Annotated in this window: 11 protein-coding genes; 9 read left to right on the forward strand and 2 right to left on the reverse strand. The window is 45.1% G+C overall.

The annotated features are described in order from the left end of the window. Nucleotides 1–111: 111 nt before the first annotated feature. On the reverse strand, nt 112–1,203 hold the full coding sequence (gene leuB / locus AB4375_RS06635) for a 3-isopropylmalate dehydrogenase (RefSeq protein WP_372051232.1): 1,092 nt from the start codon (nt 1,201–1,203) through the stop codon (nt 112–114). Between the two features lie 98 nt (nt 1,204–1,301). Next, a complete protein-coding gene (gene leuA, locus AB4375_RS06640; protein WP_017066940.1) occupies nt 1,302–2,849 on the reverse strand; it encodes a 2-isopropylmalate synthase in 1,548 nt (515 codons plus the stop codon). Between the two features lie 568 nt (nt 2,850–3,417). On the opposite strand from leuA, the gene AB4375_RS06645 reads away from it, so the two are divergent. The 9 genes from AB4375_RS06645 to ilvN all read left to right on the forward strand — a co-directional run bounded on the left by AB4375_RS06645 (nt 3,418) and on the right by ilvN (nt 16,477). Continuing rightward, nucleotides 3,418–4,077, forward strand: coding sequence for a TetR/AcrR family transcriptional regulator (locus tag AB4375_RS06645; protein WP_017068813.1), 660 nt, complete (start codon nt 3,418–3,420; stop codon nt 4,075–4,077). Continuing rightward, complete coding sequence (locus tag AB4375_RS06650; RefSeq protein ID WP_372051233.1) at nt 4,077–5,414, forward strand: efflux RND transporter periplasmic adaptor subunit; 1,338 nt, start codon at nt 4,077–4,079, stop codon at nt 5,412–5,414. The genes AB4375_RS06645 and AB4375_RS06650 overlap by 1 nt, the downstream gene beginning before the upstream one ends. Further along, complete coding sequence (locus AB4375_RS06655; protein WP_017068815.1) at nt 5,411–8,518, forward strand: efflux RND transporter permease subunit; 3,108 nt, start codon at nt 5,411–5,413, stop codon at nt 8,516–8,518. The genes AB4375_RS06650 and AB4375_RS06655 overlap by 4 nt, the downstream gene beginning before the upstream one ends. A gap of 293 nt (nt 8,519–8,811) precedes the next feature. Then, a complete protein-coding gene (locus tag AB4375_RS06660) occupies nt 8,812–9,336 on the forward strand; it encodes a phosphatase PAP2 family protein (RefSeq protein ID WP_017068816.1) in 525 nt (174 codons plus the stop codon). A 54-nt stretch (nt 9,337–9,390) separates the two neighbouring features. Next, complete coding sequence (locus tag AB4375_RS06665; RefSeq protein WP_017068817.1) at nt 9,391–10,446, forward strand: MJ1255/VC2487 family glycosyltransferase; 1,056 nt, start codon at nt 9,391–9,393, stop codon at nt 10,444–10,446. 346 nt (nt 10,447–10,792) lie between these two features. After that, on the forward strand, nt 10,793–11,752 hold the full coding sequence (gene leuO / locus AB4375_RS06670) for a transcriptional regulator LeuO (RefSeq protein WP_017061397.1): 960 nt from the start codon (nt 10,793–10,795) through the stop codon (nt 11,750–11,752). Nucleotides 11,753–11,954: 202 nt separating this feature from the next. Next, a complete protein-coding gene (locus AB4375_RS06675; RefSeq protein WP_017068818.1) occupies nt 11,955–13,763 on the forward strand; it encodes a long-chain fatty acid--CoA ligase in 1,809 nt (602 codons plus the stop codon). A gap of 460 nt (nt 13,764–14,223) precedes the next feature. After that, entirely contained in the window at nt 14,224–15,981 is a 1,758-nt protein-coding gene (locus AB4375_RS06680; RefSeq protein WP_017062926.1) for an acetolactate synthase 3 large subunit, read from the forward strand. A gap of 1 nt (nt 15,982) precedes the next feature. Then, complete coding sequence (ilvN, locus tag AB4375_RS06685) at nt 15,983–16,477, forward strand: acetolactate synthase small subunit (protein ID WP_008219984.1); 495 nt, start codon at nt 15,983–15,985, stop codon at nt 16,475–16,477. The last annotated feature ends 41 nt before the right edge of the window (nt 16,478–16,518 follow it).

Raw genomic sequence — 16,518 nt, forward strand, 5'->3', positions numbered from 1 at the left:
AGCTTTTCTTCCTTGGGAGCATCAGTCCCAGTGTTTGTTTCTAGCCAAGTCAGGCACTCTGGATGACTTGGCTTGATATTATTCTTATGTACTTTCTTAAGAGCGTTATGCTTATGAAGCTAAGATGTACTCAGCGATCTTGTCACCCATTTCAGAGGTGGTTAGCGCTTGTTTGTCGCCTGCAAGGTCAGCTGTTAGCTCGCCTGCTGAAAGTGCTTTAGATACCGCTGCTTCGATGTCTTGTGCTGCCGCTTCTTCGCCTAGGCTGTAACGAAGCATTAGCGCTGCAGAAAGAATTTGTGCAACTGGGTTTGCAATGTTCTTACCTGCGATGTCTGGTGCACTGCCTCCTGCTGGTTCATATAGACCGAAGTTGCTTTCGTTCAAGCTTGCAGAAGGAAGCATACCCATAGAACCAGTGATCATTGCGCACTCATCAGAAATGATGTCACCAAAGATGTTTGAACATAGCATTACGTCAAACTGAGACGGGTCTTTGATTAGCTGCATGGTCGCGTTGTCGATGTACATGTGGTTTAGCGTTACATCTGGGTAATCTTTAGCGATCTCTTCAACCACTTCACGCCATAAGATAGAGCTCTGCAGAACGTTTGCTTTATCGATTGAGTAAACGTTTTTGTTACGTAGACGTGCAGATTCAAACGCAATCTTGGCAATACGTTCGATCTCGTAACGGTGGTAAACCTCGGTATCAAATGCTTTTTCCGTTGCGCCTTTGCCTTCACGACCTTTAGGTTGGCCGAAGTAGATGCCGCCTGTTAGCTCACGAACTACAACGATGTCGAAGCCGTTACCTGAAATGTCAGCACGCAAAGGCGAGAAAGACTCTAGACCTTTGTGGATTTGTGCAGGACGTAGGTTACAGAACAGTTGGAAGTGTTTACGGAGAGGAAGTAGGGCACCACGCTCTGGTTGATCGTTTGGTGGCAGGTGTTCCCACTTAGGACCGCCGACAGAACCAAAAAGTACCGCGTCAGATTCTTCACAACCTGCAACTGTTGCTTCTGGAAGTGGACAGCCGTGGTTATCAATTGCGATACCACCAACATCATACTCTTCGCGAGAAAAGCTAATTGCGTGTTTCTTTTCAATCGCGTCTAGCACTTTGTGTGCTTGTTGCATTACTTCTGGGCCAATGCCATCACCAGGTAGTACGGCAATTTTGTATGATTTATCAGTCATGTTAATCCTTTAATTCTTTGTTACTGAGCTATTTAGCTCGTTTTAAATTTTGTCCCTAAAGCCAATAACATCGGCTCTAGGGCTCTGTTATTGGGTGTTTAAACTGTTGCGATTCTTTGCTGTTTCATTTCAGCAATGGTGTCTGCGCGTTGAATGCTATTAATAACGTGCAGTAGCGCCTGACCAGAGGCCTCAACGATATCCGTTGAAACGCCTGTACCGTGGTACTTGCGGCCTTTGTAGTTCGCAATAATATCAGCTTGGCCTAAGCCATCTTCGCCTTCACCTTTCGCGGTAAGGTCGAATTTATCCAATGCAATTTCGTAACCCGTTAAGCGGTAGATACATTGGTATAAAGCATCAACAGGGCCGTTACCGACAGCCGCTTCGCATTTCTCTTCATCACCACATTGCAGCTTGATGCTGGTGGTTGACATAACACTACCAGATTGTACGCTTAGGTAGTTAAGTTTATAGAAGTCATCTTCGTCACGTAGATTTGCGAAGTGCATTAGTGCTTCTAGGTCGTAATCGAATACTTGGCCTTTACGGTCAGCCAGTTTCAAAAAGTCTTCGTACAATGAATCTAGGTTGTACTCATTGTCTTTGTAGCCCATTGCGTCCATGTGGCTCTTAACGGCTGCACGACCACTGCGACTTGTTAGGTTCAATGCCTTGTTTTTCAAGCCAATAGACTCAGGAGTCATGATCTCGTAAGTGTTCTTGTTCTTTAGCATGCCGTCTTGGTGGATACCTGAAGAGTGGCTGAATGCGTTAGCACCGACGATTGCTTTGTTGTCTTGAATTGGCATGTGGCAAAGCTGGCTAACCAACTTACTGGTACGGTGAATCTCTTGATGATCCAAACCAGTATGAACACCTAGTAACTCTTGGCGAGTTTTGATGATCATTGCGATTTCTTCTAAAGAACAGTTGCCCGCACGCTCACCGATACCGTTAATAGTACCTTCAACTTGACGAGCACCGGCTTGTACCGCAGCAATTGAGTTAGCAACCGACATACCCAAGTCATCGTGACAGTGAACAGAGATGATTGCTTGGTCGATGTTTGGAACGCGATCAAATAGCGTTTTGATAATGCCACCAAACTCGTTAGGTACTGTGTAGCCCACTGTGTCTGGAATGTTGATGGTTTTCGCGCCCGCGTTGATTGCCGCTTCAACCATACGACATAGGTTATCGATAGGCGTACGACCTGCATCTTCACAAGAGAACTCAACATCGTCTGTGTAGTTGCGCGCATGCTTTACCGCTTTTACTGCCATATCGACAACATCGTCGTAGCTACGGCGTAATTTATCTTGCACGTGAACCGTTGATGTAGAAATGAAGGTGTGAATACGGAACTGCTCAGCGACTTTTAACGCTTCTGCAGCGGCATCGATATCCTTCGCTACAGCACGAGAAAGTGCACAGATTCGGCTGTCTTTAATATTTTTTGCGATGGTTTGTACTGACTCAAAGTCGCCTGGTGATGACACCGGAAAGCCCGCTTCAATAACATCTACACCCAGTCGTTCAAGTGCATAAGCGATCTGTAATTTCTCTTTTACCGTTAAGCTTGCAGCCAACGCTTGCTCGCCATCACGTAAGGTCGTGTCAAAAATTATCACTTGATCGTTCATGGGTGCTTCCTTATATCGATAATGAATCGATTGCTATCCAAATTATTATTAAGAATGATGTTCTTTTAAAAGTGCCAGTTACAAAAAAACCCGCTCAGCGCGGGTTTTAATATTTGTGTAGTTCTTGACCCACAACTTACCCGCGCGATTGGTTCACGATAAGGAGAAGTTTCAGCAGTCGAGAAGAAGAAAAAATCATTACACAAATATCCGTAAATAAACTGTTAACACCATATTTACCGCAATTTATTCTGAGCGTCAAACAAGAAAATCCAATATCAGCGCGCTTTGGCGGTGTTTTTTTTTGGTTTGTGCTGCTTGCGTGTTGTTTGCTGGTGTTATCAGCTGATTGAGTGTTTTGTACTGGGCGGTTAGTTTATCGTTTGGCTGATGTGTAGGTTAAAACTTTGTAGTAAATCTTTTTGATGGAACGATTCACCAATAAAATTAAAAGGGTGGCTAAATTAATTAATCATTTGATTAAATAGTGAGTAATTAATCTTCTACAACCATGTCGATTTATCCCTATAATTAATCGTGTGATTAATTATAGGGATAGGTCTCAGTGATGGCAGCGCGTAAAGCGGGGCGACCTCAAAAAAACTTAGATGTTCGACAGTTATTGATTGAGCATGCTCGTGATCTGTTTGTCGTTCAAGCATACGACAAGGTCTCGACGCGCCTGATTGCTGAGCGTGCGGGTGTGAATATAGCGATGATCCGCTATTACTTTGGTAGTAAGGCCGGGCTGTTTGAAGCGATGCTGCGTGAAACGCTACGACCGATGCAATTCCAGATGCAGAGGTTGGTTGAAGAAAGCAGTCATGAGAACTTTCTTGATTTAATGAGGACTTACTACAAAGAGATGGTCAAGGTGCCGAAGTTTCCTCGCTTGATAGCCCAAGTGATGAATATGCCTCCCTCTGAAGTGCAAAGAGAGTTGCTCGAAAAGGTTTTCCTCGATGTTGCAAAGCCAGCCCAAGATGTCATTTTTGAAAAGCTGGTTGAACAAGGCATCTTAAAACAGAACATGGATCCAAAATTGTGCCGTGTTTCGTATGTAAGCTTGATGGTGTTTCCTTTCATCGCTCCGCCGCCTTTATTGGCAATTCATGGGATTGAGATTAATGAAGAATTTCTTAATCGTTTAATCGAACACAACATTCAATTGATGACTGAAGGCTTTATTAACGCACCGAGCCCTTCTTCCGTGCAGGACCAAAGATAATGAAAATAAATAGAAAACTACTCTTCTTTCCAGCACTTGCGGTTGGTGTGATTGGCCTTGTCGCCGCGATTAACTTGAAGCCGGATCTTCCAACCAAACCTGCGGGTGATAGGGCTCGCTTAGTTGATACTGTGAGCCTAGAACAACAACTGATAGCGCCGTTAGCGGTCGGCTTTGGCAAAGTGGTGCCTAAAGTCGAATGGAAAGCGATTGCAGAGGTGACAGGACAGATCGTGTATCGACATCCAGATCTTGAAAAAGGCCAGGTGATCCCTGCAGGAACGGTCGTGCTCAAGGTTGATCCATTGGATTACGAATTGAAACTGATACAAGCAGAGGCGGATCTAAAATCAAGCCAAACCTCATTAGCGAAATTGAATCAAGAAGAAGACAACCTTAATCAGACTCTTAAGATCGAAAAGAATCGTTTGGTGATCAGCAATAAAGAGCTACAACGTAAACAGGATCTGCGTAAGAAAGGGCTCACCTCTCAATCGGATGTCGACCTGCAACAACAAAGCGCATTGTCTCAGCAGAAGTTGGTATTAGATATCGCGAACCAAATCGCGTTGATGCCAGATGAAAAGCGTGTTGCGGAAGCGGTGATTAAGGTCAACGTGTCTAAGGTAAAAGAGGCGCAGCGCTCTCTCGATAAGACCACGATCACTTTGCCAAGAGCGATGCGAATTGCTCAGGTTGATATCGAACAAAATCAAGTAGTAAACCTTCAGCAGGAGATGTTTATTGCTCACGGGATTGATGTCATGGAAGTGGAGGCGCAACTTTCTATTCACGATATACAAACTTTAGCCTCCAGTTTTAAGCAGTTCCCTCGCGATACCGCAGGAATTCCTAATCCTTATGAAGCGCCAATCAAAGCAAGCATTCAACTTAACAGCGGCAACCTGAACCTCAGTTGGCCAGCGAAGGTGGCAAGAATCAGCGAAACAGTTGATGCAAACCAAGCGACGGCGGGGATTATTCTCGAGATCCCTCAAGATTACTCACAATTGCAACCAGACAGCGCGACGCCTTTGGTTAACGGTATGTTTGTCAAAGCTGAGATTGAGGGTGTCGCCAATCTAAGTTGGGTGGTTCCAGAGCGAGCACTGCATGGTGATAAGGTTTACCTGATGGATGACAACCAGCGTTTGCAAGTGGTCAATGTTGAAGTGCTTTATCGCAGAGACAATCAAGTGGTTGTGAGTGGAGAGCTACAAACTGGAGATAAACTGGTTCTCAATGATGTCCTGCCAGCAATAGAAGGCATGTTACTGAGAGAGTCCAACTCTGAAGAGGCTGAGCTTGAATCAGATACTCAGGAGAGTGCGTCATGATCAAGTTTTTCTCTCGGCACCCAACAGCAGCAAACTTGTTGATGCTTGGGTTGTTGATCTTGGGTATAAGCTCACTATCAACCATCAAACGTGAAACCTTCCCCGCTTACGATCCGCCTTACATTATGGCTGCGATTGTTTATCCCGGCGCCTCTCCACAAGAAGTGGAAGAGAGCCTATGTGTGCGAATGGAAGACGCGGTAGATGGTTTAGCCAACATTGAAGAAACTCAGTGTGAAGCCATCGAAGGCAGCGCTCGTTTAATTCTAAAGTTAAATGAAAAAGCGGACATCGGCCGAATGCTGGTGGATGTGCAAACCCAGATCAACTCGATCAATGATTTCCCAACTGAGATTGAATCGCCTGTTGTTCAAGAGCTAGATTGGAATGAACCGGTTGTCGATATCGCTATAACAGCCGAAACGTCGTGGCCAGAACTTAAGGCCTACGCGGAAGATCTTAAGCGCACCATGAAGCTTGATTACGATGTCTCTTTGGTCGAGGTTAGCGGCTTCTCGGATCATCAATATCGAGTGGAACTGGATACCCAAGCTATTCGTCAGTTGGGTTTGAGTGTCGGTGATATCGCGGATCAAATTGGTCGACAGAATGTAAAACTGCCGAGTGGTAACGTTGAAACACCAGACAAAAACTTTCTGATTCGTTTCGACGAGAGACGAGTTACGCCTGTTGAGCTGGAAAGCATCGTGGTTGGATCTGCGCCTAATGGCTCGGTGATTCGTTTGAGAGACATAGCCAAAATAACCGACCGCTTTGAGCTTGATGAGCAAAAGGTGCTATTTGATGGCAAGCCTTCAGCGCTGCTTAAGATCAGTAAGAACAAAGAAGACGATGCGCTGCGAATCAAAGAGAACGTAACACGATTCGTTGAAGATCAGAGCGCGATTGCTCCTGATGGCGTGACACTACAAATGACCAACGATCTCTCATCTGTACTTTGGGATCGTCTAACCATGATGGTGAGCAATGGCTGGCAAGGTATTGTGCTGGTGTTCGCCACCATGTGGCTGTTCTTCAGCTTACGTTATTCATTTTGGGTGGCGGCAGGGTTGCCAGTGGCCTTCCTTGGTGGCTTGTTCTTAATGGCCAACCTTGGTTTGTCGATCAACATTATGTCGCTGGTCGGGTTGTTAATGGCAATCGGTATTATGATGGATGACGCCATCGTGATCGCCGAATCGATAGCCTCCCACTTAGATAGGGGACAAAGCGTCGATGATGCGGTGTACAACGGCGTTAAGAAAGTGCTTCCCGGAGTACTGTCTTCTTTCTTAACCACGGTGTGTATTTTCGGTAGCTTACTGTTTCTTGATGGCGAGATGGGCGCGGTGCTTAAGGCCGTTCCTCAAGTATTGATTTTGGTGCTGTCGTTGAGCTTGATTGAAGCCTTCCTGATTCTACCTAATCACTTATCTCATTCATTACATAAAGAAAAAAATGATAAGCCAGCGTTGCGCTTTAAAGTGGTGTTGCTTGAGAAGTTTGAGAACTTCCGTAATACCACTTTGATGAACATGGTTGAGAAAGTCGTGACCTTCCGCTACGCCTTTATGGGCGGAGTGATTACGCTGTTGTTGCTTTCAGTCGCCTTGATTGCTGGTGGTGTTGTTAAGTTTCAACCTTTCCCAGAGCTGGATGGTGATATTGCCGAGGCGCGTATTATTCTTCCGCCGGGCGCATCACTGTCTCAAACCGAGAAAGTGGTCGACAAAATTGTCGCGTCTGCTGAGCGTTTGAACAAGCAATGGAGCGAAGAGGTTGAAGAAGGCAATACACTGGTCGAGCACATAACTAGCCAATTCAATGCTAACGCCGATGCCAATGAATCCGGCCCGCACTTAGCCACAGTGCGCTTAGATTTACGCGGAGCAGAGAGTCGTAATACGGTTATCGATGATTTCATTGATGCGTGGCGAGAGGATATTGGCGATTTAGCGGATCCTATTTCATTGGTGTTCAAGCAACCGACTATGGGGCCGGGCGGTCGTGCTATTGAAATCCGCGCCAAACACGATGACCTGAGCGCATTGAAATCCGCTTCTTTGGATATTCAGGAGTACCTTAATCAGTTCGATGGGGTGCACGGCGTGCTTGATGATATGCGCATGGGTAAAGAAGAGATTTTGGTTAAGCTGCGCCCTGGAGCCGAAACCTACAATGTGAATGGGCAGATGATTGCGTCTCAGTTACGAGCGGCTTTCTTTGGGCAAACGGCGGATGAGATTCAAATCGGCGTTGAAAATATCTCGATTGAAGTGCGTCTTGATAAGGAACAAGCGGGCGACATACAGCAGCTAGCTAACTTCCCAATCATTACCGCAGATGGCAGTCAGATCCCGCTAGCAACGTTGGCGACATTAGATTTCCAGCGTAACTACGTGCGAATTCAGCGTATTGATGGGCTGAGAACCATCAGTATTTTTGGTGATATTGATAATAAGAAAGCGAGTTCATCCGCGATTTTGGCTCAGTTCCAAAAAGATGAAGCTGCCAAACTTATTCAGAAGTACCCGGGTTTACGCTTTGATTTCGAAGGGGAGGCCAAGGATGCAGCCAAGACTGGCGCTTCGATGGGCAAAGGATTCTTGCTCGGCTTATTCGGCGTGTTTGCGATTCTTAGCTATCAGTTCAGAAGCTATTTAGAGCCTGTGGTCGTGATGTTAGCGATTCCACTCGCTTTTATTGGGGTGGTCGTTGGTCACTGGATACTTGGGCACTCTTTGAGTATGCCAAGCATGATGGGCTTTGTGTCGCTTGCCGGAATTGTGGTTAATGATTCCATCTTGTTGGTGCAGTACATTCGTCACCATGTCGATGAGGGAGATAGCGTGCATGACTCGGTGGTGAAAGCCAGTCGCGAGCGTTTCCGAGCGGTATTCTTGACCTCAATGACGACTGCGGCAGGTTTGCTACCGCTGTTGACGGAAACCAGCTTACAGGCTCAGGTTATCCAGCCATTGGTTATTTCGATCGTATTCGGCATATTTGCCTCGACCTTACTGGTGCTGTTTATGACCCCTGCTGCTTACGCGATATTGGCGGATTTCGGTTTGGTTAAAAAGCACGAGCCACTAGCGCTATAGCCTTTAGCGTTTAATTATTTGCGAGCTCTATTATCATTAGCGAACGCTATAACCATTAACACGATAGAAGTAGCGTTTGCTTGCTTATATAAAGAATTGAAAACATAGAAGAATAAAGCGGCCTTGGGTCGCTTTATTTTTATCGGTCGCTTCTATCGCCATCCTGACTTGATCCATTGACCAGCCTATCAAGCATGGGAAATTTCATTTTAGTTCATTCAAAATGTCACTTAACTGTCATTTGTTGAGCATAACTTGAGCCTTAACTGAATAAGGATTGTTAAGGAGATCGTATGCGTACTATCGAACCTATTGTCCGCTGGGATGTGGCATTTTCTGTTTTCTGTTTAAACAACCGCTATGGCGGGCAACATGCAACGCTCAGTAAAGCGGTGTCTCATACTGGAGATGGACACCTTTATGTTTTGATTGCCTTGATTGCACTACTGGCCGATAGCAACACCGGTCGAGACTTTCTATTGGTGGGCTTAACCGCCTTCGCAATCGAACTGCCTATTTACTGGTTTGCTAAAAATACCCTCAAGCGCCGTCGACCAGCTGAATTCTCTTCACTACTTCACTCTCATATTGTGCCATCCGATAAATACAGCCTGCCTTCAGGGCATTCCGCTGCTGCTTTTGTTATGGCGACCTTAATTGGACATTTCTATCCGAGCTTGTACCTCTTTAGCTTGGTGTGGGCAACTGCGATTGCAGGCTCTCGAATCCTGCTCGGTGTGCACTTTTTAACGGATGTATTGATTGGCGCAGCTTTGGGCATCGCTTGTACTAGCCTTGCTATCAGCTTCATCCTGTAATTATTTTGTTGGCAACCACTGCCGAGTTTAAGTGGCAAACTTAAAGGAACATGCATGAAAATTTTATATGGCGTACAAGGCACAGGAAATGGGCACATCGCTCGAGCGAGAGCAATGGCCGTCGCTTTTCGTCAGCAAAATATTGATGTCGATTTTCTGTTCTCTGGGCGAGATGAGAGCAAATACTTTTCGATGGAAGCGTTTGGCAACTATCAGACCCGCAGCGGCTTAACTTTTTACAGCGAGCAGGGGCAGGTTAAATACGGCAAAACATTCATGAAGAACAACATCTGGCGATTTCTCCGTGAGATTAACCAGATCGATCTTACGCCTTATGACTTAGTGATTAATGATTTTGAGCCTGTCACTGCATGGGCGGCTAAGAGACAAGGTGTGCCATGCATTGGGATAAGCCACCAGAATGCGTTTCGTTATGATGTACCCAAAGAAGGGGGCAACTGGATTGAACATTCAGTGATTCAACATTTCGCCCCAACCGAGCACTCTATTGGCTTGCACTGGTATCACTTTGAACAGCCGATTTTGCCGCCTATCGTTCACACGCTGGTTGGTGAGCAACAAACCAAAACAGCACAAGACTTTACGTTGGTCTATTTGCCATTTGAGGATCTTGAGTCGATCTCAGAGCTGCTGATGAAGTTCATTTCGCAAAACTTTGTCTGTTACCACCCGGATGTGATTGAGCATAGCCGAGTTGAAAATATTGAGTTCAAACCACTGAGTCATGCGGGCTTTCAATTCGACCTCAATCAGTGCTCTGGTGTGGTCGCAAATGGCGGCTTTGAATTGCCATCTGAAGCCCTAACTTTGGGGAAGAAATTGCTTCTCAAACCACTCGAAGGACAGTTCGAACAACAGAGCAATGTGGCGACGCTAGAGGCCCTTGGGTTAGCTCAAACCATGACGTTTTTAGATGCGGCTATCTTGCGCGCTTGGCTCAGTGAAAAACAGGCCGAAGTGGTCACCTATCCAGACGTGGCAAGTGCACTCGTTGAGTGGGTATTAGCAGGGAATTGGTCTAATCAAGATGATTTAAGAAAGCAACTTTGGGACAAGGTCGACTTTCCAAGTTATGCATCGCTCACCTAACTCATAAGTGCTATTTCTGAATTGACCGGTTGAACAATTCACGAGTTCAATAAATTGTAACAAATGTAACCAAACGATAGAACAGCTAAATAAGTCGAAATTAAACTCATAAGTGACGCATTTTATGTTTTTTTATAACTCTATAAATAATTGATTTTTAGATGTTGTTTAATCATTAAGGTAAAATAAAATTATTCTTTATCAATCTTGTTGGTAGCTCGAGATGCATTGGTTAATAGTAATGTCAATCCGAAAAACATCGGTCTGATAAATATAAGAATTAGTGGTTATCTATTCTCATACCATTACCAATTTAACGCTGTCGAACCGACAAGAGGCAACTTGAATGTTAGATAAGAAAGACGCAATGAGTGCTATTGCAAGCTACAGAATGGAAAGCACACTTCGTGGAGTCGACTTAAATCTTTTGACTGTATTTGATGCAGTTATGCAAGAGCAAAACATTACACGTGCAGCTCACAATCTGGGTATGTCTCAGCCTGCTGTAAGTAATGCTGTTGCTCGTCTAAAAGTGATGTTCAACGACGAACTATTCATGCGTCAAGGTCGTGGTATTCAACCGACTCAACGTGCTCGTCAGTTGTTTGGTCCAATCCGCCAAGCGCTACAGTTAGTACGCAACGAACTACCAAGTTCTGTGTTCTCTCCAGAGTCGTCTTCTCGCCTGTTCAAACTAGCGATTTGCAGCCCTTGTGATATGCGTTTTGCTCCTAAGATTATGTCGACAATCAACGAGCAAGCACCTAGCGTGAAACTGCACATGGATGCTGAATTCGATCGTCAACTTTCTGAGCGTATGCGCTACCAAGAAATCGACTTCGTTATTGATTACGCTCGTTTTGATGAGCAAGGCTTCTCAAGCACTGAAATCTTCCAAGACGAATTAGTTGTGGTTGCTTCTGCTTCTCACCCACGTATCAACGGTGAAGTTTCTGCGGCAGAGCTGCTTAACGAAAAGCACGCAAAACTGTCTCGCATCCATGGTCAACGTAGCTTCTCTGAGCAAGCTTACCGTGACCTAGATTGCACGCCTTTCTACGAAGGCACGAGCTTAAGCAACGTTCTTTACGTTGTAGGCCAATCTGAACTAGTAACAATTGCTCCTCGTTGGATGGTAGAACATGCAGCAAACAAAGAGCAGCTTCAGATTCTAGATTTCCCATTCGATAATGCGGCGATTTCTGGCTTCCTAAGCTGGCACGAATCAAGTGAAAAGGATAAAGGACACATTTGGTTACGAGATCAGTTAATGATGATCTGTGGCGAAGTAGTGGCACTTAACTAGACACTAATCCCTATGATTTATAAGCCCTAAGCTAGGAGACTGGCTTAGGGCTTTTTTATGCGCGCTATTTTAGTAGGTAGAAAACTAAGCGTTAGACGTACTATTACTTATAACTTTGAGCTTCATCAGTTGCCTTTTCCATGATCAGAGGTACACTTGTGCGCTCAAAAAAGCTTACAGGTGTAAGCCTAAAGGTAAAGAGATGGCCAATTTAGATTTTCATATCGTAAAAAGACTTCGTGACCAAATTGCCCAAGGCGGCAACCGTACAGCTTTGAAGCACAAAGTAGACAATGTATGGCAAGGCATTAGCTGGGAACAGTTTGGACAACAAATCGATACGCTTTCATTAGCACTATTGGCTCAGGGACTGAGAGTTCAAGATAAGATCGGTATCTATTCAAATAATATGCCTCAATGGACCGTGGCAGATTTTGCATCTTTACAAGCTCGTCTTGTGACTGTGCCGATTTATCCAACCAACACAGCAGCACAGTCGTCTTACATCATCCAAAATGCGGATGTGAAGATCTTATTCGTTGGTGAGCAAGTTCAATTTGACGCGGCGGTGAGCCTATTCGAAGAGTGTGAACAGCTAGAAGTGGTTGTCGCGATGTCTGATGATATCGATCTTCAAGGCCATAGCTTTGCGGTATCTTGGGCTGATTTCATGGCGCGCGGTGTTGAAGCACAACAAGCTGAACTTGACGTGCGTCTTGCAGATGCAAGCATGGACGACTTACTGACTCTTATCTATACCTCTGGTACTACTGGCCAGCCGAAAGGCGTAATGCTTGATTACACCAATATTGGCTATCAATTAGAAGGCCATGACGAGCGTCTAAGTTTAAGCAAAGACGATGTCTCATTGTGTTTCTTACCGTTATCACACGTATTTGAGCGTGCGTGGACGTTCTACGTTCTCTATAAAGGCGCAACCAACTGTTACTTGCAAGATACCATGCAGGTGCGTGACGCGCTGAGCGACGTGAAGCCAACCGTAATGTGTGCGGTTCCACGTTTCTACGAGAAGATTTTCTCTGCGATTCACGAGAAGGTATCTAAAGCACCATTTATCCGCAAGGTTCTATTTACTTGGGCGGTGAACATGGGAGCGAAACTCTCTGTTTGTCACCAAGAAGGTCGCACTCCTTCGCTAATGCTGAAGAAGAGCCATGCATTAGCAGATAAGCTAGTACTCTCTAAATTGCGTGCGCTGCTGGGCGGTAATATCAACTTCATGCCTTGTGGTGGCGCGAAGCTTGATGAGACGATTGGTCGTTTCTTCCATGCTATCGGCATCAACGTAAAACTTGGCTACGGCATGACAGAAACCACAGCAACGGTGTCTTGCTGGGATGACCGCTGCTTTAACCCTGATTCTATCGGTATGTCGATGCCGGGCGCAGAAGTTAAGATTGGTGCTAAGGACGAGATTCTTGTTCGCGGTCCAATGGTGATGCGTGGCTACTACAAGATGCCAGAAGAGACAGCTAAGACATTCGATGAGCACGGTTTCTTGAAAACCGGTGATGCGGGTCATTTTGATGAAAATGGTAACCTGTTCATTACTGATCGTATCAAAGAGCTGATGAAAACTTCTGGTGGTAAGTATATTGCCCCGCAAGTGGTTGAAGGTGCGATTGGTAAAGATCACTTTATCGAACAGATTGCTGTTATCGCTGATACACGCAAATTCGTTTCTGCGCTGATTGTTCCTTGTTATGACTCGCTAGAAGAGTACGCCAAAGAGCTTAATATCAAGTATCACGATCGCGTTGAACTTGTTAAGCACCACCAAATCGTCGAGATGCTAGAAAAGCGTGTGAATGACCTACAGCAAGAGCTCGCGAAGTTTGAGCAAGTGAAGAAGTTCAAGCTACTGCCAAAAGCGTTTTCTATGGATGATGGCGAACTGACGCCGACCCAGAAACTGCGCCGTAAGGTTATCAACGATAAGTATCAAGACGAAATCGAAGAAATGTACACTGAAAAGTCGAAAGATAAGTAGTTTTCTACTGAGATAAATTTTCAGTTGTTTAAAAATCCCCCTACGAATGTGATTGCATTTTTAGGGGGATTTTTTGTATCTAGTGATCAAGCACAATGTGCGAAAGCGCACACAGATAAGCTCGTTATTTATCGATAATTAGCGATTCATTTAAATATTAAGTGCTTTTTTTTGTTCGCTAACTAGTGTTTAAACCTAGCGTGGGGGGCTGGGTTGGGTTTTATTTAATGCTTTGAGCTAATAGTTGGTTTTTTGGCACAGTTGCCGAATAACAGGTGTTAGACCAGATGATAATAAAGCGTTAAAGTTGTTTCGTATTACTGTTTGTTGTTATCACGACAGACAGCCATAGCCGAAAAAGTGGAAGTATTTCGAATTAGGCTACGAATAAGACCTAGACTATGAAAAACCAGCCCAACATGTTCACCAAATATGATTGGAAACTGGTGAGGAGAGCAATATGACAACAAAACCTGAAACAGCCATGTCATCCGGCGCTGAAATGTTATCCGGCGCTGAGATGGTGGTGCAGTCTCTAATTGAAGAGGGTGTAGAACAAATCTTTGGTTATCCAGGTGGTTCTGTACTTGATATCTACGATGCGCTGCATGCTAAAACTGCTGAAATTAAACACGTATTAGTACGACACGAACAAGCCGCTACCCACATGGCAGATGGCTATACTCGTTCTACTGGTAAACCGGGTGTAGTACTTGTGTGTTCTGGTCCAGGTGCGACCAATACCGTTACTGGTATTGCAACCGCCTACATGGACTCAATCCCAATGATTGTTATTTCTGGTAACGTACCAAATAACCTTATTGGTAACGACGCCTTCCAAGAGTGTGACATCGTGGGTGTATCACGCCCGATCGTTAAACACAGCTTCTTAGTTAAGAAAGCGGAAGATATCCCTGAAGTCGTTAAAAAAGCATTCTATATTTCAACGACAGGGCGTCCCGGTCCTGTGGTTATTGATCTGCCGAAAGATATCTTAAACCCACAAATCAAGCTTCCTTATGAATACCCAGAAACGCTCAAAATGCGTTCGTATAACCCAACGGTTACGGGTCATAAAGGTCAGATCAAAAAGGCGCTAAAAGCCCTTCTTGAAGCGAAGAAGCCGGTACTTTATGTCGGTGGTGGTGCGGTTATTTCTGAGGCAGATAAGCCGCTGTTAAAATTAGCAGAGGCACTGAATTTACCTGTGGTAAGCACCCTAATGGGGCTTGGCGCTTTCCCTGGCACCCATAAGAACTCTTTGGGTATGTTAGGCATGCATGGTTTATATGAAGCCAATATGGCGATGCACAATGCGGATTTGATCTTTGGTATTGGCGTACGTTTCGATGATCGAACGACTAATAACCTAGATAAGTACTGCCCTGATGCGAAGATCATGCACATTGATATCGACCCATCTTCGATCTCTAAGAACGTAAAAGTGGATCTACCGATTGTAGGTTCTGCTGAAAAGGTTCTAGAGAGCATGGTGAACTTGCTCGTTGAGCAAGGCGGCACTAACGATGCAGAAGCGATTGAAAGCTGGTGGAGTGAAATCAAGCAGTGGCAAGAGCGTGACTGCCTAGCTTACGAGAAATCGTCTGAGCGCATCAAACCACAGCAAGTAATTGAAACACTGCATAAAGTAACCAATGGCGATGCCTATGTTGCTTCTGACGTAGGTCAACACCAAATGTTTGCTGCTTTATACTACCCGTTTAACAAGCCACGTCGTTGGATTAACTCTGGTGGTCTAGGCACGATGGGCTTTGGCCTGCCTGCTGGTATGGGCGTTAAGTTTGCTAAGCCAGATGAAGAGGTGGTTGTGGTAACCGGTGACGGCAGTATTCAAATGAATATCCAAGAGCTGTCGACTGCGCTGCAATACAATATCCCGGTTAAGATTATTAACCTTAACAACCGTTTCCTAGGCATGGTAAAACAGTGGCAAGACATTGTTTATCAAGGCCGTTACTCTAACTCATATATGGACTCTGTTCCTGATTTTGCTGCTATCGCTGAGGCTTATGGCCACGTTGGTATGCGCATTTCATCTCCGGATGAATTGGAATCAGGTTTGGAAAAAGCACTGGCGATGAAAGACCGTTTGGTATTTGTCGATATTAGTGTGGATGACACCGAGCACGTATACCCAATGCAGATCAAAGGCGAGGGTATGGATAACATGTGGCTAAGCAAAACGGAGAGAACATAATATGAGACACATTATTTCACTACTAATGGAAAACCAACCTGGTGCGCTTTCTCGTGTGGTTGGCTTGTTTTCTCAGCGTGGCTACAACATCGAGTCTTTGAACGTATCTCCAACCGATGATCCGACGCTGTCTCGTTTGAACGTCACTACTAACTCGAGCGAAATGCAGCTTGAGCAGATTCAGAAACAACTGCATAAGCTAATCGACGTACTTAAAGTACAAGAAGTGTCTGAACTTGAACACATTGAACGTGAGCTGTTGATGGTAAAAGTACGTGCGAGCGGCTTTGCTCGTGCGGAAGTGAAGCGCACAGCGGATATCTTCCGTGGTCAGATCGTTGATGTTACGGCTTCTCAATATACGGTTCAAATGGCGGGTACTAGCGAGAAACTGGATGCCTTCATTCAGGCGCTGTCTGAAGTGACGGAAGTGCTTGAAGTAGCTCGAAGTGGTGTTGTTGGCATCGCACGAGGCGAACGTGCGTTGAAAGCCTAGACGATAAGTCTTTAAAAAATAACTTTAAAGCCGCTTTTTTA

This window comes from Vibrio sp. 10N.261.51.C6 (assembly GCF_041471785.1).
GTDB lineage: Bacteria > Pseudomonadota > Gammaproteobacteria > Enterobacterales > Vibrionaceae > Vibrio > Vibrio crassostreae_C.

Bases quoted from the DNA above. Each gene is read 5' to 3' on its own strand.
- AB4375_RS06665 (WP_017068817.1), top strand. From the start codon at position 9,391: ATGAAAATTTTATATGGCGTACAAGGCACAGGAAATGGGCACATCGCT.
- AB4375_RS06645 (WP_017068813.1), top strand. From the start codon at position 3,418: ATGGCAGCGCGTAAAGCGGGGCGACCTCAAAAAAACTTAGATGTTCGA.
- ilvN (WP_008219984.1), top strand. From the start codon at position 15,983: ATGAGACACATTATTTCACTACTAATGGAAAACCAACCTGGTGCGCTT.
- AB4375_RS06660 (WP_017068816.1), top strand. From the start codon at position 8,812: ATGCGTACTATCGAACCTATTGTCCGCTGGGATGTGGCATTTTCTGTT.
- AB4375_RS06650 (WP_372051233.1), top strand. From the start codon at position 4,077: ATGAAAATAAATAGAAAACTACTCTTCTTTCCAGCACTTGCGGTTGGT.
- leuO (WP_017061397.1), top strand. From the start codon at position 10,793: ATGTTAGATAAGAAAGACGCAATGAGTGCTATTGCAAGCTACAGAATG.
- AB4375_RS06680 (WP_017062926.1), top strand. From the start codon at position 14,224: ATGACAACAAAACCTGAAACAGCCATGTCATCCGGCGCTGAAATGTTA.
- AB4375_RS06655 (WP_017068815.1), top strand. From the start codon at position 5,411: ATGATCAAGTTTTTCTCTCGGCACCCAACAGCAGCAAACTTGTTGATG.
- AB4375_RS06675 (WP_017068818.1), top strand. From the start codon at position 11,955: ATGGCCAATTTAGATTTTCATATCGTAAAAAGACTTCGTGACCAAATT.
- leuA (WP_017066940.1), bottom strand. From the start codon at position 2,849: ATGAACGATCAAGTGATAATTTTTGACACGACCTTACGTGATGGCGAG.
- leuB (WP_372051232.1), bottom strand. From the start codon at position 1,203: ATGACTGATAAATCATACAAAATTGCCGTACTACCTGGTGATGGCATT.